The sequence below is a fragment of the Nocardia goodfellowii genome, assembly GCF_017875645.1.
Taxonomy (GTDB): Bacteria; Actinomycetota; Actinomycetes; order Mycobacteriales; family Mycobacteriaceae; genus Nocardia; species Nocardia goodfellowii.
Genome location: NZ_JAGGMR010000001.1, coordinates 5,408,192 through 5,427,166, shown reverse-complemented (window position 1 = coordinate 5,427,166; position 18,975 = coordinate 5,408,192). Strand labels below are relative to the sequence as shown.

The window sequence follows — 18,975 nt, the reverse complement described above, 5'->3', positions numbered from 1 at the left end:
CCGAGTGGCGCGGTGTGAGTCGACCCGGGCGACCGTGGCCTCAGCGCAGGAGTTCGGCGGTTAGCGCGGACAATCGGTCGGCTGCCGCGGGGTCGAATGGTGCGCTGTGTACGTCGACCGGGTTGTCTTGCATGAACGCCGAAAGGGGTGCGGCCGGCGGGTGGTCGAGGTGTCGGAGGATGCGGTGCAGGGCGGCTTCGACCGGTTGGCCCTGTTGGCGCATGCGGGCCACCAATTCGGCTGTGGCGGCGTCGTATTCGCCGGTGAAACCGGTTGCGGTGAGGCCGGGGTGCAGGAGGACGTATCGGATGGGGGTGTGGGGGTAGCGGCGGGTGAAGGCTACGGCGAGCAGGTCGCTGAGTTTGCCACATTGGCCCATGACCTCGTCCGGGTTGTAGGCATGGGCGAATTGCAGGTCGTCCCAGCGGATTCGGGATAGGTCGCCGCCGGGGCCGGACAGGTCGAGGATCACCGGGGCGTCGGCCTGCTCGAGTTGTGCGACGAGGCCGTGCCCGAGCAGGTATCGGCTCAGATAGAACAGCGCGAAGTTGGCTTCAAAGCCCTCTGCGGTGACCGATCGTGTCGCACGGAAGTATCGCGCGCCCAGGACGAGAGCGTCCACGCTGTGATGCGTCGCGGTGATCCGGTCGATCACTCGTTGAGTCCGGTCTACCGAGCTCAAGTCCGCCTGGATGAACTCGACGCGCGAGCGGGCATCGAGCTCGGTGGCGGCGTCGAGAACCGCCTGCCCTTTCGCGGCGTTGGTGCCGATGACGACCACCTGGTCGCCCCGTCGGAGGTAGGTCAGCGCGAGCGCCTTACCCATGCCATCGGTCCCACCGGAAATGACCACGGTCTTCACACGAATCTCCTCTACGAACACACTGACCAGTCTGCTTAACTAGACTCACGAGTCTATACAGACTCGTGAGTACAAGTAAACAGGACCGCGTGTTCAATAGGTCTGCTATCGGCCTTAGGATGAACCGATGAGCGCGCCCCGCGGACGTATCGACAAACAGCAAGCCGTGCTGACGGCGGCATTCACCGTGTTCGCACGCTCGGGATACGCCCAGGCCCGAGTCGACGAGATCGCCGCCGAAGCGCAGGTCGCCAAGGCCACCGTCTACAACCACTTCGGCGACAAGGAAACGCTGTTCCGTCAAGTCGTGCAGGCACTGTCCGACACCGCCCTCGCGGCCAACCTCGCCGCGGTCGAGCACCTGGTCGACAACGACGACCTCCCGGCGACCCTGCGCGAGGTCGGATTTCAACTCGCCCGGTGTTATTGCGCCGAGGAATCGCGCGTCCTGCGCCGCCTGGTCGCCGCCGAAGCCGCGCAGTTCCCCGACCTGCTCGACATCGTCGGTGCGGTCCCGCGCCGGGTCACCCAGGCGCTCGCCGACCGGCTGGCCCGCCTCGCACTGGCGGGCAGCCTCCACATCGACGACCCCGAAATGGCCGCCACCCAATTCACCGCCCTGCTCACCGGCGGCTTGGACAGCCGATCCCGGCTCGGCACCCGCGCGGTTCCCGACACCGAAATCCGCACGGGCACAGACGCCGCGGCCGCGACGTTCCTCAAAGCGTTCGGGGGCGCGAACCACTCCTGAGCCGCCAGTACCGTTGGAAGCTCACCTATTCGATGGCCGGTGATACCGCAATCGCTCGACGACCGGCGCGTCGGAGAATCGGAACAGGTCGAGGTCGCTCTCGGCCCGCAGCGACCACGGCACCCAGGACGGCACCACGAAAATGTCTCCGGTGGCCAGCGCACGTTGTTCGGTGCCGAGTACGACCTGCCCGTTGCCGCTGAACACCTGCCAGATCGAGGAGCCGACATCTCGGCGGACCGCTGATTCGGCCGCCGCCCGCAGCCGATGGAACTCGCAGCGGATGGTCGGCAGCACATCGCCGCCGGTGGTCGGATTGGTGTATTTGATCGCCGCGTGCCCGGGTTCGAGGGTTGCCGGATGCCCTTCGTCCTGCAGCAGCAACTGCTCGCGCAGCGCCCGGTCGGTGTGTTCCCAGCGGTAGGCCGCGATCGGGGTCGCCTCGCGTGCGCCGGGCGCGGAGAGCGGGGTGAGGCCGGGATGGCTCCACAATCGCTCCGACCGGGACACCGAGGGGGTGGAGGCATCGCTGACCGCGTCGGGCCCGAATTCGAAGAACCCCAGATCCAGGTCATGGGCAAGCGGCACATCGAGACCGTCGATCCACGCCATCGGCTGATCGGTCTGGTTGTGGTGGCCGTGGAAACACCACCCCGGCGTGATGAGCAGATCGCCGCGGCGCATGGCGACCGGATCACCGTCGACGACCGTCCACACCCCTTCGCCCTCGATGACGAAACGGAAAGCGTTCTGGGCGTGGCGATGTTCGGGCGCGGTTTCGCGAGGACCGAGCCACTGGATGGCGCACCACAGGGTGGGGGTGGCGTACGGAGTGGGTGCGAGGCCGGGGTTGGCCAAACCGATCGCACGCCGTTCACCGCCGCGCCCGACCGGGACGAGTTCGCCTGAGCGGCGGGCGATGTCGAGCAGTTCCGACCACTGCCACACGTGCGGGACCGCCGCGGGTGCGGGACTTTCCGGCATGAGGTTGCCGGTCTGGGTCCACAGCGGAGCGGTCGAGTTGCGCGCGAAATCGGCGTAGAGACGGTCCAATTCGGCGCTGGCGTCCGGGGTGGTGTTGTTGCTGGTCATGTGAATCCTCCGGTGCGGGATGGGGTTAATGCGCGAGAGGTGCGGTATCGACGGCGCCTCGGCTGTCGGCGAGTACGGGCTGACGGCCGCGCAGCGCGTAGACGGCTACCGCGCCCGCGATCAGCGGTACGAAGAACAGGAAGTAGAGGCTTTTCGGTGCCCAGTCGAGGTCGATGAGCGCGCCGGCGATGATGGGCGAGAAGATCGCGCCGACGCGGCCGATGCCGATGATCAGGCCCACGGCGGTCGCCCGAGCCGAAGCGCTGTAGTACATCGGACCGATCGAGAACATGCCGGCCATGACGGCACTGGTCGCCATGCCCAGGACGACCGCCGCGATCAGCGCGGTCGGCAACGACCCCATCGACAGGGCGTAGAGCGCGAACGCGAAACCCGCCACACCGAACAGGGCGGTCAGTGCGGGGCGGACACCGAAACGCATGGCCAGCGGACCGAACGCCAACGCGCCCACGATCCCGCCGGCGCTGAAACAGACCCCGGCCTGCACCCCGTCCGCGGTGCTGAACCCGCTGCTGGTCACCAGTTTCGGTGTCCAGGAGTTGGCGAAATAGAACCCGGCCATCAGTACGAAGAAACTGAATCCCAGCAGCAGCGTGGTTACCGAGGTGGGGCCGGTGGTGATGTCGCGCCAGTGTGCCGCTGCCGCGTTCTTGCGGCTCGACGCCGGTGGCAGTTCGGTGAGTTCGGGTAGCCGCAACCGGGACAGGATCGTGTTCGTGCGGGCGAGCGCGTCGCGCGGGCGGCGGGTCAGCAGGAAATCGACCGATTCCGGCAGCACCGCGGCCGCGAGCAGCGCCGTGCAGAGCGTGGCGATCGCACCGGCCGCGAACACCGCGCGCCATTCGAAGTGCGCGAGCAGCACTCCCGCGGCGATGCCGCCGAGGGTGCCGCCGATCGGCTGGCCCGCGGTATAGAAGCTGATCGCGATCGAACGATGGCGGGCCGAGGAGTACTCGGCGACCATGACGTTGAGGCAGGCCTGCAACGTGCCGATGGCGATGCCGGTGACGACCCGGACCACGAGCAGCATCACGAAACCGGTCGCCAGCGCCGACAGCGCCATCCCGGCGGCCACGACCACCGCGGCGACGACGATCGTGCGGCGTCGGCCTGCGATATCGGCCACTTGGGCGACCAGGATGGATCCGGCGGCCATCCCGAACAGCGCCGCGCTGAGCAGGATTCCGAGTTGCGCGCCGCTGAGCGACCATTCCTCGGAGATGTGGGAGGCGCTGAACGCCAGCGCGAGCACGTCGAACCCGTCGAGCATGTTCAGCAACACGCACACCGTCACCACCGCGTACTGCAATGGCCGCATCGGCGCGGACTCGATCCGCGATTTGATGTCCACGGCGGTGCTCATTCGCTCGCCGCGCGGAAATCGAGGTGCGCGCCGGGCCGGTCGGCGTAGTCGATGGCGTGGCGGGCGCTGACCCCGACCTCCAAAGTCCCGATGCGGCCGATCTCGAGGCGGATCGAGCTGCCGTGCCGAAGTGGTCCCACGCCGGCCGGTGTGCCGGTCGCGATGACGTCGCCGGGGTGCAGGGTCATCACCGAGCTCGCGTAGGCGACCAGTTCGGCCACCGAGAAAATCAGCTCGGAGGTGTTGGTGTGCTGGCGCAATTCACCATCGACCCAGCAGCGCAACGGCAGGGTGCCGGGGTCACCGACCTCGTCGGCGGTGACGATCCACGGGCCGAGTGGAGTGAAGGTGTCGAAGGACTTGCGGGTTGAGCGGTCCTCGGTGGAGCGGACGGTGATGTCCAGGACGCCGGTGTAGCCGAAGACGTGGTCGAGCGCTCGCCGCACCGGCACGTGCCGCGCGGTACGGCCGATGACGACCGCGAGTTCGCCTTCCTGATCGGTGCGCTTGTCGGTGTAGGGCAACTCGACGGTGTCACCCGGGCCGATGACCGAGGTGTTCGCCTTGAGGAAGACGCCGTACTCGGCGATCGTCTTCTGCTCGCGCATCTCGACTTTGTGGTCGAGATAGTTGACCGGGGCGGCGACGATCTTGCCGGGCCGCGGCAGGGGAGCACGCAATGCGGCGGTGGCCAAGGGCTGGGCCGGGCAGCGCGACAGGTCCAGAGCGGCCAGGTCCGCGACGCTTCCGCCGCGTTCGAGCCAGGGCAGCCAGGGTCCGCCGGAGGGGCCGGCGCAGGTAGGTAGCAGGTCGGTGATGTCGTGGACGCCGGTGTCGGTGACGATCGCGGCACGGTCGCCGTCGAGAACTGCGAGACGCATGGGATAGTGACTTTCGTTGTGGCAGTGGGTAATTCAGGCGACGGCGCGGGATGTGTGCCGCATGAGGTCGAAGACGGGGCCGCGATAGAGCCAGTCGGCGTAGTCGAGCAGATCGCCGGTGTCGAGTTTGGCGAGCAGTTCGTTGCGGAGCAGGCGGTGCATGCCGCGGGCGTGACAGAGTTCGCCGAACAGGCGTGCCTTGGTCTGCACCTCGGCCGTGCGGGGAATGCGCGCCCGGGTGAACCGTTGGATGACCGCGGGCCAGTCGGTGGCCTGCGGGGTTTCGGCGACGAGCAGTTCGAGGGTTTTGGCATCCTCGAGGGCCTGGCAGCAGCCTTGGGCGAGATATTGCAGCATGGGGTGGGCGGCGTCGCCGGTGAGCACCAGGCGCTCGGTGGCCCAGTTCTGGGCGGGTAGCCGGTCATAGAGCGGCCAGCGGCGTTGCTTGCCGATATGGGCGATGGCCTCGCGCACCCGGGGGTGGCAGCCGGCGAAAGCGGCGTCGAGTTCGTCGACGCCACCGCATTGGTCCGCACCGCGCAGGAAGGACGGTGATTCGAAGACCGCCACCTGGTTGAGGATGTCGCCGGCGCGCAGCCGGTACTGCACCAGATGGCTGCCGGGGCCCACCCAGACGACGACGTCGTCGAGCGCGCGGTCGGCGGCACCGGCGGCGCTGACGGGGATGGTGCCGCGGTAGGCGACGTAGCCGGAGGGAATGAGATCGTCCCCGACGAGGGCGCGGCGGTGGATCGAGTGCAAGCCGTCGGCGGCGATGGTCGCCTCCCCGCTGAAGGTGCGCCCGTCCTCGGCGACGACCGTCGAGCCGCCGTCCTCGACGTGCTCGACCCGGACTCCGGTGCGCAGATCCGCCCCGGCCGCGCGGCAGGCGTCGAGCAGGATCGCGTGCAGGTCCGTGCGGTGGATCACCACGTAGGGCGCTGCGAAGCGAGCGGTGAATTCCGCGGTGAACGGAAGCCGGCCGAGCTCCGCCCCCGAGATCGCGTCCCGCATGACGAGATTGCGCGGCAGGACTCCGATCGCCGTCACCTGTTCCAGCAGACCCCACGAGTCCAAGATTCGCGTCGCGTTCGGGCCGAGTTGCAGTCCCGCGCCGATCTCGCCGAACTCGGCCGCTTGTTCCAGCACAACGACCTTTTTTCCAGACTTGAGCAGACCGAGTGCGGTGGCCAGACCACCGATTCCGCCGCCGACCACCAGCGCGCGGTCGTTACCTGAGTCACAGTTTTCCATGCGGGAGAGTGTGGGCCTGGCGGGTCCGGCGACGGAATATGATTCCGCTATGCGAAATCCCCCCTTGCCCGAGCGACCGGCCACGGCGGTGGGTTCGCTCGACCGTGGCCTGCGGTTGTTGCAGTTACTGCGCGACTACGGCAGCCTGCGGGTCATGGACGCCGCGGCCCACCTCGACATCTCGCGGTCCAGTGCCCATCGTCTGCTGCAGACCCTGGCCTACCGCGGTTTCGCGGTGCAGGACGACGCGCACGTCTACCTGCCCGGACCGTCGCTGGACGCGGCGCCGGCGCGGCTGGCGTGGACCAAGGGTTTCCGCGCGCTGTGCCAGCCGCATCTGGAGGTGCTGTCGCGGCGCAGCGGTGAATCGGCGAACCTGATGATCCGGGTCCGCGACAGCGTCCGGTTCCTGGGCACCGTGCGCGCCCAGTCGATGTATGCCACCCACGATCGCGACGGTGTCGTCATGCCCGCGCACCTGGCGTCGGGCGGCAAATCGTTGCTGGCCCTGCTGCCCGAGGACGAGCTCACCCAGCTCTACCGATCCGGCCGCGAGCCACTGCTCACCGACCGCGAATTCCATGCCCTGCGTGCCGATTTGGCGGCCACGCGGCGGCGTGGCTTCGCCGTCAATTTCGAGGCCACCGAACGAGGGGTGGCCGCGGTGGGCACGGCCATCGCCGACCGTGACGGTGGTGCGATCGGCGCGTTGTCGCTGTCGTGCCGCGCGGATCGCTTCCCCGCACTGGTCGGCCGGACCCTCGCTCCGCTGGTGCTCGACGCCAAAGCTCAGATCGAGCAGGATCTCGCCATCATCGATCTGGGCATGAACAGCTGACCGCGGCTGCCCGCGTTCGTTCGAAAGACCTGGTCAGTAGACAACTTTCGCTGATCTGTCCGAGCAGCAGGCTGCTCGGCGAAGGTGTCGGCTACCCAGGGCTGTAGCGCAACGGACAGTATCGGCGACGATCGATCACCCGCCCGGCGCGCGGAATTCCCGCCACGCCACATTCGGCGAGCGGAGCGGAGTCTGGATGTCGAGAATGTGGTGCGGGCTCCGTCCCAGGGGTACAGCGGCCATCGCAGGCCGCGACCACCGCTCATTGCGATCTGGAAAGGACCGCCGACATGGCCGTCGCCGAAGACCTTGACCATGCCACCGACTCACCATTGGATTGGGTCGCCGAGCAAACCCGCGTCTATATGACCTCGGGCGGCACCGAGGGGCACGTGAACGACGGAGTGCACGCGCTCGTTTTGGCCACCACCGGGCGCGCCACCGGTCAACCGCGCCGCACCTGCCTCATCTACGGTCGCTCAGGTGAAGATTTCGTCGTCGTCGCCTCCAACGGCGGCGCGGCTCACGACCCGGCATGGTTCACAAATCTCCTGGCCGACCCCAGCGTCGGAGTCCAGGCCGGCACCCGCCGATTCACCGCCCACGCCCGAGTCGCCACCGCCGCCGAGCGCGAGACCCTGTGGCCGCAGATGGCCCAGATCTTCCCGCTCTACGACGAATACGCGCAGCACACCGACCGGACGATCCCGATCGTCGTGCTCACGCCGCAGGCCGAATCTCGGTTCTGACAGGCCGAGGCGGGAGTCAGACCGGTGTGCCAGGCATCCGGCCTGACTCAGCCGAGTGTGGAAGTGTCCGGCGGAGCATCGAATTCGGTCAGAACCACCGAATCCGGGCCGTTGTCGCCCGGCTGGAAGCCGCCCGGGCGCGAGTGCACGAACATCAGGTCGATGTAGGTGTCGTCCGAGAGATCGGCGAGCGGTGCGAGGGATATCCGGCGTCGACCGCCGAACGGGTCCGCGAGTTCACTTTCCAGCGACCCGCCGAAGTGATACCTCCACTGCTCCAGCGTTTTTCCTCCGGGGCGATCCGGCATCGACCGCAGCACGGCGGGCGAGTAGGTGGTCAAGTGAGCGATAATCCGTACTTGCCCCACCTTGGATGCCTTCCCGTATGCAGCTCACCTGCTCGTCAGGCAACTGCCTCCGACGAGCCTACCTGTGGGGTCCCAGTGGTCCAACGAAGTTCGGGATGTGCGCCGGTAGAGGATGATTCGGCAGTTCCGGATGCGATAGTGCGGCTGGGCTGTCGATGAGGGCGGGCCGCTGGGCGCTCGAACTCCGCAAAACCTGTTGGCGAACCACGGCGACCGCTGTTACCTTTCGGAGGCCGTGCAAGAGACCGAGGAGGTGGTATCCGTGAACGCACTATCGACATGGGTGCTCCCCTCGTGGGTCATGGTCGGGCGATAGGTCGTCGTCCGGGAGCGCCGTTCACCAGCGCTCCGAAAGGCAACACCTGTGAATTCTCCGCAGTCCACCCCGTCGTCGAACGCAGCGATCGAGCGCGATGTCACCGCCGGTGACGTCTCCGGTCTCCGGTCACGGGCCTCCAGCAGCGAACGCACGCCCCTGACGTTCGATGTGATCATTGCCGGGTGCGGGCCGACCGGTTTGATGCTGGCCGCCGAACTGCGGCTGCACGATGTGCGAGTCCTCCTTCTGGAGAAGGAACCTGAGCCCGTGTCATTCGTGCGCATAGTCAGTCTGCATATGCGCAGTCTCGAGCTGATGGCGATGCGCGGACTGCTGGATCATCTGCTCGAACGCGGACGGCGGCGTCCGGTCGGCGCAATCTTCGCCGCCATCCCCAAACCCGCGCCTCAGGGCCTGGATTCGGCGCACGCCTATCTGCTGGGCATTCCGCAGCCGGTCATCGTTCAGCTGCTCGAGGAACATGTGATCGCATTGGGCGCGCAAGTCCGACGCGGTTGCGCGGTGGCCGATTTCGAGCAGGACGACGAGGGCGTGACCGTCGAGTCGGCCGACGGGGAGAAGCTGCGTGCGCGCTACCTCATCGGCTGTGACGGCGCGCGCAGCACGGTACGCAAACTGCTCGGCGTCGGCTTCCCCGGCGAGCCCGCACGCAACGACACCCTCATGGGTGAGATGAAAGTGGGTGTGCCGCAGGAAGAGATCGCCGCCATAGCGGGTGAGATCTACGCGACCAATAAGCGTTTCCGGGTCCAGCCCTTCGGCGAGGGGTCCTACGGCGTCGTGGTCCCCGCCGCAGGAGTCAGCGATCGTGCCGAGCCGCCGACCCTCGACGATTTCAAACAACAGTTGCGCGCCTTCGCCGGAACCGATTTCGGCGTGCACTCTCCGCGCTGGATGTCCCGCTTCGGCGATGCCACTCGGCTGGCCGAGCGTTATCGAGTCGGGCGGGTGCTGCTGGCCGGCGACGCGGCGCACATCCACCCGCCCACCGGCGGACAAGGCCTGAACCTGGGCGTTCAGGACGCGTTCAACCTCGGCTGGAAACTGGCCGCGCAGATTCGCGGTTGGGCGCCGGAATCTTTGCTGGACACCTACCAGGCCGAACGTCATCCGGTCGCCGCGGACGTGCTGGACAACACCCGCGCACAAATGGAACTGCACTCCACCGAACCTGGGCCACAGGCGGTGCGCAGGCTGCTCACCGAACTGATGGACTTCGACGAGGTGAACCGCTATCTGATCGGGCAGATCACCGCGATCGACATCTGTTACGACTTTGGGGAGGGCCCCGACCTGCTCGGCCGCCGCCTGCCCGACATAGATCTGAAACAGGGCCGCCTCTACGGTCTGCTGCATCGCGGCCGCGGCCTGCTGCTGGACCGCACCGGACGCCTGACCGTCGGCGGTTGGTCGGACCGCGTCGACTACCTCGCGGATCCTGCTGCGGCACTGGATGTTCCGTGCGTCCTGCTGCGCCCCGACGGCCATATCGCCTGGCTCGGTGACGATCAGCGGCACCTGGACGACCACCTCACTCGCTGGTTCGGCAAGCCCGGCACTGATTTCGCGACTGAGCAAACGAATGCCTGTGCGAAGGATCGAACGGCCGATCGGGACTGACCATCGGAAGGATGTGCGGCGGCCAGGCCGACACTGCGCGCCATGCGAATCGACTACGGGCGGGTTCCCGCCCGTAGTCAGCAGCCGCCACCTCAGGCAGCGGTCGATCCTGGTGGGCGAGAGGGCTACTCGTTCACCCAGCGCCACTGGATGGCCGACCACGGCTGGGCTCGGGGGAGGAGTTCGTCGACCGCGGCGACGACGCCCGGCCAGGCCGAGGGAATGTAGTCATCGCCCGACAACCAGCCGCCGGGCTTGACCTTCGGCCGCCATGCGGTGATGTCCGCGGCCACGCTCTCGTAGTCGTGCCGGGCATCGATGTGCACCCAGGCGAGGGAGGCGTCGGCGAACAGAGCCGCGGTGGCCTCGGAATCGCCGACCACGAGTAGAACTCGGTCACCGAAGCCGCAGTCGATCACATTGCGATGCAGTAGACCCGCGAAGGTGCCGCCACCGGCGGAGACCGCCTTGCCGTGCGCGTTGATGCCGCGAACTCCCTCCGGTCCGCTACCGCGGCAATAATCGACGCCGACGACGGTGAACGCTTTACCGCTCTCGGCAACGACCTCCGCCAGCGAGCACAGACTGCGACCGAGATAGTTGCCGACTTCGACGAAGGTGCTGCCCGCGGGAAAGTGCGCGACCGCTTCTTCCTGGGCATCTCGCCAGGTGAACCACCCGGGTATGTCCTGCCAGCGCTGCACAGGGACGTCGGTGTCGGGGTTACCCGGATTCGACAGCATGCTTCGACGTTACGGTGTCCATCGGGCCGGGTGCGGAATTTCGAGGGTGTCGGCTGCTGAGCGGTCCGGATCTGTTTGGGCCGTCAGGTTTTCGGATCAGTCATTCGGCGCACGTCGCTGTCCCAGGTGGTTCGATCCGCATCAGGCGGTTCCGCGACGAGTGTGTGTTCCAGCGTGGCAAGGATTTCGGACAGTGCCGCGCGCTTGTCCGCCGGGAGCGTGCCGATCATGTCTGCTTCGTGTTCGAGCAGTCGGCGCACTGTCGTTTCGATGAGTGCGTGGCCGGTATCGGTGAGCTTGACCGCGACAGCACGGCGGGATGCCGTCGACGGTGCTCGTTCGACCAGGTCGGCGGCCTCGGCCCGGGCGACGCGCTGGGAGACAGCGCCCGCGGTGATCAGCGTCCGGAGGCCGATCTCGCGGGTGGTGAGTTCGTAGGGCGGGCCGGCGCGCCTGATCACACTGAGCAGATCGAGTGTGGACGGATCGATCCCGAGTTCGGCCAAGGTGCGTCGCCGATCGTCGGCGAGGATCTTCGCGATTCGCCAGATCGGCGTGATGATCTCGATGGATTCGGTGCGCGCGCCGGGCAATTCGCGTTGCCAGGCCGCGGCGATATCGGCGGCGGGCCAGGTCGGGAGCTGACCTATCGGATAGCGGTCGACTTCGAAATCGTTCGATGGCCCGAATGGCCGACGAACTGGGTGCCGACCTCGACGTGGTGGTCAACATGGCGGGCGGCAACACCGATTTCACTGGCTCCGGTGCGCAGCGCACGCGGTTGGAAGACGTGCACGCCGCATGGCGAGCGAACCTGGACGCCAATCTGCTCAGCGCCGTACTCACCACCACGGCCGTCCTGGACAAACTGCGCCCCGGCGGCTCCGTCATCAACATCGGTTCCATCGGCGCGGAATACGCCGGAAACTCCTATGGCGCGGCGAAAGCGGCACTGGCGGCCTGGACCGCGGGCCTGTCCGCCCAAGTCGGCCCGAAAGGCTTGACCGCCAACCTGATCGCGCCCGGATACATCGCCGAGACCGACTTCTTCCACGGCAATCTCAGCGACCAGCGCCGAGCGGAGTTGATCGCCGCCACCCACAACGGAAGGCCGGGCCACCCGGACGATATCGCCGAGACCACCCATTTCCTGGCCTCCCCGGGCGCACGCCACATCACCGGACAAACCCTGCACGTCAACGGTGGTGCCTACACCACCCGATGAGCCTGCGGTAATCGAAGCCCCGAAAGGAGTTGACCCGGCTCGCAACCGAATTGAGCCGCAATATCTTCGGAGTGGCGCGCCTCACACCCACGTGCTGTCACAGGGGGAGTGTCCCGGTCATCTAGTGACCGTCCAGGAATTCCCCAGCACAGTGAGGTCGATGTCATGAATGAGCATTCCGCGTACCAGAAGGTCGCGCTGATTACCGGAGCCAACAAGGGGATCGGGCGCGGCGCTGCCGAGCAACTGGCGGCACTCGGTATGACCGTCCTGGTCGGCGCGCGCAATCCGCAGCGTGGGGCGGATGCCGCCGCGGCGATACGGGCCATCGGAGGTGACGCGCACGCGGTCACCCTGGATGTGACCGATCCCGTGACGATCGCAGCGGTCGCCGAGCAGGTCGAGCAGCGCTTCGGGCGGCTGGATGTCTTGATCAACAATGCGGGCATCACCGGGTCCGGGCAGGTGGATCCGGACCAGGCCTTCGATCAGGTACCCAGTACGGTCGATCTGGATCTGGTTCGGAAAGTGTTCGAGACCAACGTGTTCGGGGTGATCGCCGTGACCAATGCCTTGCTGCCGCTGTTGCGGCGGTCCGCTGCCGCGCGCATCGTCAACGTCGCCAGTCATGCCGCGTCGGTGACCTTGTTCAGCGATCCGAACGGTCCCTTCGCCGAGCTGCTGCCCTCGGCCGCCTATACCCCGTCCAAGACCGCGCTCACCGCGCTGACCGTGCAGTATGCCAACGAATTGCGCAAGGACGGCATCCTCGTCAACGCCGCCGCGCCAGGGTTCGTGGACACCGACAGCAACAACCACACCGGATTCCTGACGGTCGCACAGGGCGCGGCGGTGCTGGTGCGGCTCGCGACTCTCGGCGCGGATGGGCCCACCGGGGGCTTCTTCAGCGAGGACGGGCCGCTACCTTGGTAGCAGTAGACAGGTAATTAGCTAATTGCCATACTAGCGGCGTGCTCGATACGGATCTGGTCAAGGCGCTGGCCAACGACAAACGTCTGATGATCTTGGAGTGGTTGCGTGAACCCGAGCGGCATTTCCCGCCGCAACGCGACGGCGACCTGGTGCGCGACGGCGTGTGCTCGCTGTTTCTCGCCGACAAGCTCGGGGTCAGCCAGCCGACCTGCGGCGAGCATTTGAAGATCCTCGCCCAGGCCGGTCTGGTTCGCGGCAAGAAGATCAAGCAGTGGGTGTTCTATCAGCGCGATGAAGATCGCATCGCGCAGGCCAAGGAGTTGTTGAGCGGTGATTGGTGATACGCGGAACGATGTCGCGGGGCCGACGGCCGACGCGTATGAACGCGTCGTGGCCGATCTGGAGGCGGCCGGAGCGAACTATCGGCTGATCGACCACGCGCCCGAGGGCCGCACCGAGCAGGTCAGCGCGTTGCGCGGACATGATCTCGCGCTGGCCGCGAAATGCCTGATCGTCATGGTCAAGATCGGCAAGAAGCAGACCCGGTATGTGCTGGCGGTGGTGCCCGGTGACGCTCGCGTGGATCTGCAGGCGATCCGCGCCCTGCTGGGCGGAACGTATGTGGGTTTCGCGAGCAAGGACAAGGCCGAGGAATTGGCCGGCAGCGTGAGCGGAACCGTGCTGCCGTTCAGTTACCACCCCCGCCTCGAGCTCATCGTGGATCCGGCGCTGCTGCGGGCGCCCGAGCTGTATTTCAACGCTGCCCGGTTGGACCGCTCGATCGCACTGGCCACCGACGACTACACCCGGGTGGCCGCGCCGCGAACCGCACCGATCACGGCCGCGCCCTAGATCGAGGGAAATACACGACACAAGGTGTCGTAATTCGCTGGGAGGCTTACTACCACGGCGTCAGACAGCGGCTGCCGAGCCGAGGTGACGGACGTACTTTCGATGAACCGAATGGAGCTGATGTGGTAGCGGAACGAACGGCAGTCAACCCGGTGACGTGGTCGGTGGAGATGGGTTTCAACCAGGGCGAGCTGGTCTCCGGGCACACCCGGACCCTGTACTGCTCCGGGCAGACCGCGATGAGCGAGACCGGCGAACCTCAGCATGCCGGTGACATGGCGGCACAGTTGGCGTTGAGCCTCGACAATGTGGAGGCGGTGCTCACCGCGGCCGGTATGACCCTCGCCGAGCTCGTCCGGCTCAATGTCTACACCACCGACGTGGATCTGCTCTTCCAGCACTACGGCGTGCTGGCGGCGCGGCTGGGTGCGGCGAAGGTGGCGCCGGCCACCACGATGCTCGGGGTCACACGGCTGGCGATTCCCGGCCAGCTGGTCGAACTCGAGGGCACTGCCGTCGCGTGATGCCGCCTCGCCGCCTCCGGCAACACTGCCGGCGGCGGCGAGGCCCGTGGTGTGCGGTCGGCACGGCAGGTGTGGATCGACGCCGGCGGGTAACTCGATGCGCATGCGGAATCCATTAGCCAGAGTTGCTCGCCGGGTGGCCCAGCGTCCCTGGGTCATGCGCGCAAAACCCGCGATCTTGCGGCTGGAACGCGGGGTGCGCCGAATCAGTCAGGGCCGCAGAGGAATCCTGGATGTGGCGGGATTGCCGTCGGTGCAGATCACGGTGCCGGGCCGCAAAACCGGTCTGCCGCGTACCACCTCGCTGCTGGCCGTGCCCGAGGACGAACGGTTCCTGGTCCTCGGATCCAATTGGGGCAGTCCGAAACATCCGGTGTGGTCGGCGAACTTGCGTGCCGCCGAGACCGCCGAAGTCTGCTACCGCGGCCGATGCGGCGCGGCCACCGTCACCGAGATCACCGGTGTGGAGCGCAAACGCGCCTGGGATCTGGCCGTGGAGTTCTGGCCCGGCTACCAGATGGAATGCGAGCTTTCCGGTGGGCGGCACTTCCGGATCTTCGAATTGCGCCCGCGCTGAACACTATTCACCGTGCGCCCTCGCGTGTCCAGAATTCGGGCGTGAGGCCCAGGCTTTCCAGCCACGATTTCTCGCCCTGGCGCACAATCGATTCGGCGTTCGCGGCCAGCAGCTCGAGCACGTCGGCTTCGGGTCTGCCACCGAGGGCTTCCAGTACGTACACCACTTTCTCCGGGGCGACGGTGAGCGTGTACTCGAACTCCCCGCCCTGTCTCAGGTGCTGGCCTTCGATGACCAGCGCCCCCGAATCCCGCACGCTCGCGGTGATATACAAGCCGTCTCGACTCCAGAGCGAGACCGAACCAGTGCTCATACCCCAGCGTAGGCCCGCTGCGGTCAGGACGCGGTGTCCTCGGCTCCGGGGACGTCGAGCTGTTCGGCGATGGCGGCGGTCAGATCGTTGAGTGAGCGGCCGCCGTTCTGCGGCCAGCCCGCCTGCTGCTGGGCGGCGCGATCGCGCACCGCGCGGCCCGCGCCGGGGCCCAGCAGCTGATCGAGAATCGCCATCAGCATCACTTCGTTCTGCTGGGTGCGGCGATCGATCCAGTACAGCGCGGTCGCGGCATCGACGGTCTTGCCTTCGAAATTGACGAACGTCAGGGCCATGAGCTCCTCGTCTCCGGGTGGGGGATGCTGTGCGCCGGCGAACCAGCCGGCCGGGTCGATGGCGCGGCCACCCACCCGGCCGGGCGCGGTCCACACCTCGACATGGGCGTGCGGACCGCTCGAATCACCATGGGAGTTCACAAATCCGATGAGCTGGCCCGCCCGGACCGGATCGCCGCGGCGCACGGCCGGGTCACCGTGTCCGATGACGAAATCCGCGCCGACCGCGGCCTGGCAGTCCAGCCACACCCATCGCCCGAACCCCTGGACCTCGGTGCGCTCGGCTCCTTCCACGCACACGCCGTCGGCGGGTGCGTAGCAGGGCGTGCCCACCGGCGCGGCGAAATCCAGCCCATAGTGGAACCCGCCCGCGCGCGGCCCGAAACCCGAGGTGATCGTGTAGGTCCCGGCGGCGAGCGGCCAGAACCGGGGCGGCAGCGCATCTGTCACAGGGCGGGAATGCCCGCAAGACGCCCGCTACAACCCGAGTTTGGTCACCGCGTTGTCTTCCAAGGGGTTGGCGGTGCGAATGTAGTTGTGCACGGTGCGCGGATTGGTCCAGCGGCCCTGGCGCATGATCTCTCGGTCGGACGCGCCGCCGAGGGCGGCCTGGGTGGCGAAGCCGGCGCGCAGCGAGTGGCCGGAGAACAGGTCCGGATCCAGGCCCGCCCGGGCGGCATAGCGTTTGACCAGTTCGGCGACGGCGCGGCCGGACATCGCCTCGGCACCGATGCCGCCGTGCCGGGTGATGGCGGGAAACAGTGGCAGGTCAGGGTTTTCGGTCAAGCGGGTGCCGGTGAAACCGTGGCAGCGATGCAGGCTGGTGTCGGCGGCGGGCGCGTGATCGAGCCAGGCCCGGATCCCGGGCGAGCCGGTGTTGGCGTGGATTTCCAGCAACTGGACCCAGTCGGCGAAGGCGCACACCGGGCAGGTGCGGGGATGCCGGCCGCGCGGCAGCGCCACCCGCTGCTCGGCGACACCGGTGGGATCGGTCTTGGTGGTCGGAAGATGCACCAGCAGCAGCGGTTCGCCGGTGCCGTGATCGAGGCTGACCCGCACGTCGGCGACGCGCAAGCCGGCGAGTTCACTACGGCGCAGGGCACCGGCGAAACCGATGAGCAACGCGAGCGCGTCGCGGCGGCGGGCGGGTTCGGTGGGCCAGCCGGGGACGGGCAGACCCGACAGCAGCTGGTCCAGCGTGTGCAGCAGGACCGGGCGTTTACGGGTCGGTGGGGTGCGGCGGGTGCGGCGGATACCGCGCAGGGTCAATCGGACCACATCCGAGCGGGTCGGCGAGGGCAGCCCGTTGGCGGCATGCACCGCGGCGATCGCGGCCGACTTGCGTTCCAAAGTGGCCGGGCTGAAAGCCCATTCGCCGTTCTCGCGCCGGGCGTCGGCGGCCGCCGCCAGATAGACGGCCACATCCAGCGCATCGGCCGGGAGCGCTTGCCGCTGTTCACCGGCACACCATCCGGCCCACGCGATCCAGTCGGTGCGATAGGCGCGCAACGTGTTCGCCGACTGCGACGCCTCCAGATACCGGCGCAGCGACCCGGCCTGCACGTCGTCGAATCGTTCCCGCACCAGCCGCAGCGCCGCAGCGTCCACCAGCACACTGCGCACGCCGCGGCGCAGCTCGTCGCGCACCAGCTCGGGTACCGCGTCCACCGCACCGCCTTCCACGTTTCCGGTTGCGGTCCAACACTATGCGCTCGACAGCTCCTTCGACAGAAACGCCAGCACCGTCAGCCACGTCCACCCGGCGACGATCGCGATCCGCTGCCACAGACCGCCGGTGTCGACCAGGTTCGGCGCCTGCGCGAATCCGCTGCCCGCCACCATGAAAGCCACCCCGAACACCAGGCCCGAGGCCAGCGAATAGCCCATCCAGAGCCAGCCGCGATCGCCCGCGAACACGAAACACGCCGCGGTGAGCCCGAGCAGCACCAGGACCGAGAAGATGTTGTGCAGTGTGCTGTGCAGGGTGGTGTGCGGGGGCGCGGGGACCCCGGGCGGATACCCGCTGACCGGATCGGTGACGAACACGCCCAACCCGAGCAGCCCGATCGCCCACAGCCCCACCAGCATCGCCGCCACCACCGCTCCGGCCCGCCACAGTCCCACCGCGAAGATCAGCCCCAGGACACCGCACACACCGAAGGTGAGGCTGGCCGTCCAGCCCCACGGCCCCAGCGACAGCGCGCTGACCGGATGCCGCATCGGGTTGTAGCCGTCCCGCAGCGCACCCTCGATCAGGAACGCGACGATGAACAGCGGTCCCGTCAGGAGGCCGCACCAGCGGCTCACCTTCATCATGTCGTCCACTATGGGATCGGGCGCGGGAAAGTTGGTGTGGTTTGGCGAGTTTCGCCGGGGTAGGAGTATGGGTTCAATTCGTCACTGTGCGGAATCCTCGCCGGTGGGCAGGCCGAGCAGGCGAGCGCTGTCGCGCCAGAGGATGTCGGCGAGTTTGTCGTCGCGGGCCTGGACCGACGGCTCGATCCAGGCGAGCTTGCCGCGGCGCACCGCGGCATAGGTGTGGCCGGGGGGCGGGGTCTCGAGCCGGAACACCAAGTCGGCCAAGGTGTTTCCGGCCGCCGAGCGCGTGTTGAGGGTGGGGCTGAAACGGCGGGCGGGCCAGCCCACGGGTGTACCCATGACCTTCCAGGCGATCCGCAGCGGCAGCGCGAGTTCTTCGGCCAGCCCGGTACCGAAGACCTGGCCGGGGTCGTAGGCGAGCACGGTCAGGTTCGGGTGCCGTTCGCGCACCGCGCGCACCGTCAGCACCGCGCACAGTTTGGCGGCGGTGTAGGCATGCTGGCCGGCCTTACGCGCGTCGGACTCCCGGTCGGGATCGCGATCGGGGTGGGCGAGCAGTTCCGCGTCGGCGTGCCGGGGCGGGACCAGGCTCGTTGCGGTCGCGGGGTCGTGGGTTCCGCTGGTGGTCAGTGTGACGATCGCGTCCTCGGCCAGGGCGGGCAGGAGCAGCCGCAGCAGCAGATAGTGGGCGAGGTGATCGACCGCGAAGGTCGTCTCGAATCCGTCGACGGTGCGGCCGTCGGCGTCGGGCCGGATCAGCCCGGCATTGAGCACGAGCGCATCGATCGGTGTGTCGCCCAGATCTTCTCGGACCGCGTCGGCGAAGCGTCGTACCGAGGCCAGTTCGGCCAGATCCAGGGGGAAGGTGTCTACGTCGGATTCCGGGCGGCGCGCCCCGAGAATGACCCGGGCGTTACCGCCTTTGAGCCGTTCGGCCGTGATCGCGCCGAATCCTGAAGTGCCGCCGGTCATCACCATGGTGGTCATGAGCGCTCCCTCCGGAGCTGGTGTTTCTGTTGCCGCCTCAACCTACGCCCGGAACGACAATTCGCGGTCT

General features: G+C 67.6%; 23 protein-coding genes. 10 read left to right on the top strand and 13 right to left on the bottom strand.

Going from position 1 to position 18,975, the window contains the following annotated elements; genetic code table 11:
* Positions 1 to 40: 40 nt before the first annotated feature.
* Positions 41 to 862 (bottom strand): SDR family NAD(P)-dependent oxidoreductase, encoded by an 822-nt coding sequence (locus tag BJ987_RS25000; RefSeq protein WP_209894765.1) that lies wholly within the window; start codon positions 860 to 862, stop codon positions 41 to 43.
* Positions 863 to 989: 127 nt separating this feature from the next.
* On the opposite strand from BJ987_RS25000, the gene BJ987_RS24995 reads away from it, so the two are divergent.
* On the top strand, positions 990 to 1,613 hold the full coding sequence (locus tag BJ987_RS24995; RefSeq protein WP_209894763.1) for a TetR/AcrR family transcriptional regulator: 624 nt from the start codon (positions 990 to 992) through the stop codon (positions 1,611 to 1,613).
* A 21-nt stretch (positions 1,614 to 1,634) separates the two neighbouring features.
* Here BJ987_RS24995 and BJ987_RS24990 read toward each other — a convergent pair whose 3' ends face one another.
* Genes BJ987_RS24990 through BJ987_RS24975 form a run of 4 tightly spaced genes read right to left on the bottom strand, consistent with a single transcriptional unit; the run spans position 1,635 to position 6,224 of the window.
* Positions 1,635 to 2,705, bottom strand: coding sequence for a cupin domain-containing protein (locus BJ987_RS24990; RefSeq protein WP_209894761.1), 1,071 nt, complete (start codon positions 2,703 to 2,705; stop codon positions 1,635 to 1,637).
* A gap of 25 nt (positions 2,706 to 2,730) precedes the next feature.
* Positions 2,731 to 4,089, bottom strand: coding sequence for an MFS transporter (locus BJ987_RS24985; protein WP_209894759.1), 1,359 nt, complete (start codon positions 4,087 to 4,089; stop codon positions 2,731 to 2,733).
* Positions 4,086 to 4,970 (bottom strand): fumarylacetoacetate hydrolase family protein, encoded by an 885-nt coding sequence (locus tag BJ987_RS24980; protein ID WP_209894757.1) that lies wholly within the window; start codon positions 4,968 to 4,970, stop codon positions 4,086 to 4,088. Before BJ987_RS24980 ends, BJ987_RS24985 begins: the two co-directional genes overlap by 4 nt.
* 33 nt (positions 4,971 to 5,003) lie before the next feature.
* Positions 5,004 to 6,224 (bottom strand): FAD-dependent monooxygenase, encoded by a 1,221-nt coding sequence (locus BJ987_RS24975; protein ID WP_209894756.1) that lies wholly within the window; start codon positions 6,222 to 6,224, stop codon positions 5,004 to 5,006.
* 49 nt (positions 6,225 to 6,273) lie between these two features.
* On the opposite strand from BJ987_RS24975, the gene BJ987_RS24970 reads away from it, so the two are divergent.
* Both BJ987_RS24970 and BJ987_RS24965 read left to right on the top strand, forming a co-directional pair.
* The gene (locus tag BJ987_RS24970; RefSeq protein WP_209894754.1) at positions 6,274 to 7,062 is read left to right on the top strand and encodes an IclR family transcriptional regulator; all 789 of its coding nucleotides are present in this window, start codon (positions 6,274 to 6,276) and stop codon (positions 7,060 to 7,062) included.
* Between the two features lie 290 nt (positions 7,063 to 7,352).
* Positions 7,353 to 7,811, top strand: a complete 459-nt coding sequence (locus BJ987_RS24965) for a nitroreductase family deazaflavin-dependent oxidoreductase (protein WP_209894752.1) — start codon at positions 7,353 to 7,355, stop codon at positions 7,809 to 7,811.
* Between the two features lie 47 nt (positions 7,812 to 7,858).
* Here the strand turns inward: BJ987_RS24965 and BJ987_RS24960 are convergent, their stop codons facing one another.
* Positions 7,859 to 8,152, bottom strand: a complete 294-nt coding sequence (locus BJ987_RS24960) for a hypothetical protein (protein WP_209894750.1) — start codon at positions 8,150 to 8,152, stop codon at positions 7,859 to 7,861.
* A gap of 502 nt (positions 8,153 to 8,654) precedes the next feature.
* Here BJ987_RS24960 and rox point away from each other — a divergent pair.
* Positions 8,655 to 10,139, top strand: a complete 1,485-nt coding sequence (gene rox / locus BJ987_RS24955) for a rifampin monooxygenase (protein ID WP_281070515.1) — start codon at positions 8,655 to 8,657, stop codon at positions 10,137 to 10,139.
* Between the two features lie 125 nt (positions 10,140 to 10,264).
* Here the strand turns inward: rox and BJ987_RS24950 are convergent, their stop codons facing one another.
* A complete protein-coding gene (locus BJ987_RS24950) occupies positions 10,265 to 10,882 on the bottom strand; it encodes a class I SAM-dependent methyltransferase (protein ID WP_209894746.1) in 618 nt (205 codons plus the stop codon).
* Positions 10,883 to 10,965: 83 nt separating this feature from the next.
* Positions 10,966 to 11,475: a MarR family winged helix-turn-helix transcriptional regulator gene (locus BJ987_RS24945; protein ID WP_209894745.1), complete on the bottom strand. Its 510-nt coding sequence runs from the start codon at positions 11,473 to 11,475 to the stop codon at positions 10,966 to 10,968.
* 86 nt (positions 11,476 to 11,561) lie between these two features.
* Between BJ987_RS24945 and BJ987_RS24940 the strand changes: the two genes are divergently transcribed.
* From BJ987_RS24940 to BJ987_RS24915, 6 genes are all read left to right on the top strand, one after another.
* The gene (locus BJ987_RS24940) at positions 11,562 to 12,107 is read left to right on the top strand and encodes an SDR family NAD(P)-dependent oxidoreductase (RefSeq protein WP_209894743.1); all 546 of its coding nucleotides are present in this window, start codon (positions 11,562 to 11,564) and stop codon (positions 12,105 to 12,107) included.
* Positions 12,108 to 12,272: 165 nt separating this feature from the next.
* Positions 12,273 to 13,040 carry an SDR family NAD(P)-dependent oxidoreductase gene (locus tag BJ987_RS24935; RefSeq protein WP_209894742.1) on the top strand — a complete coding sequence of 256 codons (768 nt, stop codon included), beginning with the start codon at positions 12,273 to 12,275 and terminating at the stop codon, positions 13,038 to 13,040.
* Positions 13,041 to 13,078: 38 nt separating this feature from the next.
* Positions 13,079 to 13,381, top strand: coding sequence for an ArsR/SmtB family transcription factor (locus tag BJ987_RS24930; RefSeq protein ID WP_307869751.1), 303 nt, complete (start codon positions 13,079 to 13,081; stop codon positions 13,379 to 13,381).
* Entirely contained in the window at positions 13,371 to 13,892 is a 522-nt protein-coding gene (locus BJ987_RS24925) for a YbaK/prolyl-tRNA synthetase associated domain-containing protein (protein WP_307869750.1), read from the top strand. Before BJ987_RS24930 ends, BJ987_RS24925 begins: the two co-directional genes overlap by 11 nt.
* Before the next feature lie 170 nt (positions 13,893 to 14,062).
* Positions 14,063 to 14,416, top strand: a complete 354-nt coding sequence (locus tag BJ987_RS24920) for a RidA family protein (RefSeq protein WP_209899024.1) — start codon at positions 14,063 to 14,065, stop codon at positions 14,414 to 14,416.
* Between the two features lie 157 nt (positions 14,417 to 14,573).
* On the top strand, positions 14,574 to 14,993 hold the full coding sequence (locus BJ987_RS24915) for a nitroreductase family deazaflavin-dependent oxidoreductase (RefSeq protein ID WP_209894741.1): 420 nt from the start codon (positions 14,574 to 14,576) through the stop codon (positions 14,991 to 14,993).
* A gap of 7 nt (positions 14,994 to 15,000) precedes the next feature.
* Here the strand turns inward: BJ987_RS24915 and BJ987_RS24910 are convergent, their stop codons facing one another.
* The 5 genes from BJ987_RS24910 to BJ987_RS24890 form a co-directional block, all read right to left on the bottom strand.
* Positions 15,001 to 15,306 (bottom strand): hypothetical protein, encoded by a 306-nt coding sequence (locus BJ987_RS24910; protein ID WP_209894740.1) that lies wholly within the window; start codon positions 15,304 to 15,306, stop codon positions 15,001 to 15,003.
* 23 nt (positions 15,307 to 15,329) lie between these two features.
* Positions 15,330 to 16,049 carry a M23 family metallopeptidase gene (locus BJ987_RS24905; protein WP_209894739.1) on the bottom strand — a complete coding sequence of 240 codons (720 nt, stop codon included), beginning with the start codon at positions 16,047 to 16,049 and terminating at the stop codon, positions 15,330 to 15,332.
* A 27-nt stretch (positions 16,050 to 16,076) separates the two neighbouring features.
* On the bottom strand, positions 16,077 to 17,267 hold the full coding sequence (locus BJ987_RS24900) for a site-specific integrase (protein WP_307869749.1): 1,191 nt from the start codon (positions 17,265 to 17,267) through the stop codon (positions 16,077 to 16,079).
* Between the two features lie 36 nt (positions 17,268 to 17,303).
* Positions 17,304 to 17,915, bottom strand: coding sequence for a DUF998 domain-containing protein (locus BJ987_RS24895; protein ID WP_209894737.1), 612 nt, complete (start codon positions 17,913 to 17,915; stop codon positions 17,304 to 17,306).
* Between the two features lie 81 nt (positions 17,916 to 17,996).
* Positions 17,997 to 18,905, bottom strand: coding sequence for an SDR family NAD(P)-dependent oxidoreductase (locus BJ987_RS24890; RefSeq protein WP_209894736.1), 909 nt, complete (start codon positions 18,903 to 18,905; stop codon positions 17,997 to 17,999).
* Between the last annotated feature and the right edge of the window lie 70 nt (positions 18,906 to 18,975).

Excerpts from the sequence above, each read along its gene's own strand:
- BJ987_RS24890 (WP_209894736.1), bottom strand. The coding sequence starts at position 18,905 with ATGACCACCATGGTGATGACCGGCGGCACTTCAGGATTCGGCGCGATC.
- BJ987_RS24995 (WP_209894763.1), top strand. The coding sequence starts at position 990 with ATGAGCGCGCCCCGCGGACGTATCGACAAACAGCAAGCCGTGCTGACG.
- BJ987_RS24935 (WP_209894742.1), top strand. The coding sequence starts at position 12,273 with ATGAATGAGCATTCCGCGTACCAGAAGGTCGCGCTGATTACCGGAGCC.
- BJ987_RS24950 (WP_209894746.1), bottom strand. The coding sequence starts at position 10,882 with ATGCTGTCGAATCCGGGTAACCCCGACACCGACGTCCCTGTGCAGCGC.
- BJ987_RS24895 (WP_209894737.1), bottom strand. The coding sequence starts at position 17,915 with ATGATGAAGGTGAGCCGCTGGTGCGGCCTCCTGACGGGACCGCTGTTC.
- BJ987_RS24980 (WP_209894757.1), bottom strand. The coding sequence starts at position 4,970 with ATGCGTCTCGCAGTTCTCGACGGCGACCGTGCCGCGATCGTCACCGAC.
- BJ987_RS24985 (WP_209894759.1), bottom strand. The coding sequence starts at position 4,089 with ATGAGCACCGCCGTGGACATCAAATCGCGGATCGAGTCCGCGCCGATG.
- BJ987_RS24910 (WP_209894740.1), bottom strand. The coding sequence starts at position 15,306 with ATGAGCACTGGTTCGGTCTCGCTCTGGAGTCGAGACGGCTTGTATATC.
- BJ987_RS24990 (WP_209894761.1), bottom strand. The coding sequence starts at position 2,705 with ATGACCAGCAACAACACCACCCCGGACGCCAGCGCCGAATTGGACCGT.
- BJ987_RS24965 (WP_209894752.1), top strand. The coding sequence starts at position 7,353 with ATGGCCGTCGCCGAAGACCTTGACCATGCCACCGACTCACCATTGGAT.
- BJ987_RS24940 (WP_209894743.1), top strand. The coding sequence starts at position 11,562 with ATGGCCCGAATGGCCGACGAACTGGGTGCCGACCTCGACGTGGTGGTC.
- BJ987_RS24975 (WP_209894756.1), bottom strand. The coding sequence starts at position 6,224 with ATGGAAAACTGTGACTCAGGTAACGACCGCGCGCTGGTGGTCGGCGGC.
- BJ987_RS24970 (WP_209894754.1), top strand. The coding sequence starts at position 6,274 with ATGCGAAATCCCCCCTTGCCCGAGCGACCGGCCACGGCGGTGGGTTCG.
- BJ987_RS24920 (WP_209899024.1), top strand. The coding sequence starts at position 14,063 with ATGGGTTTCAACCAGGGCGAGCTGGTCTCCGGGCACACCCGGACCCTG.
- BJ987_RS24915 (WP_209894741.1), top strand. The coding sequence starts at position 14,574 with ATGCGCGCAAAACCCGCGATCTTGCGGCTGGAACGCGGGGTGCGCCGA.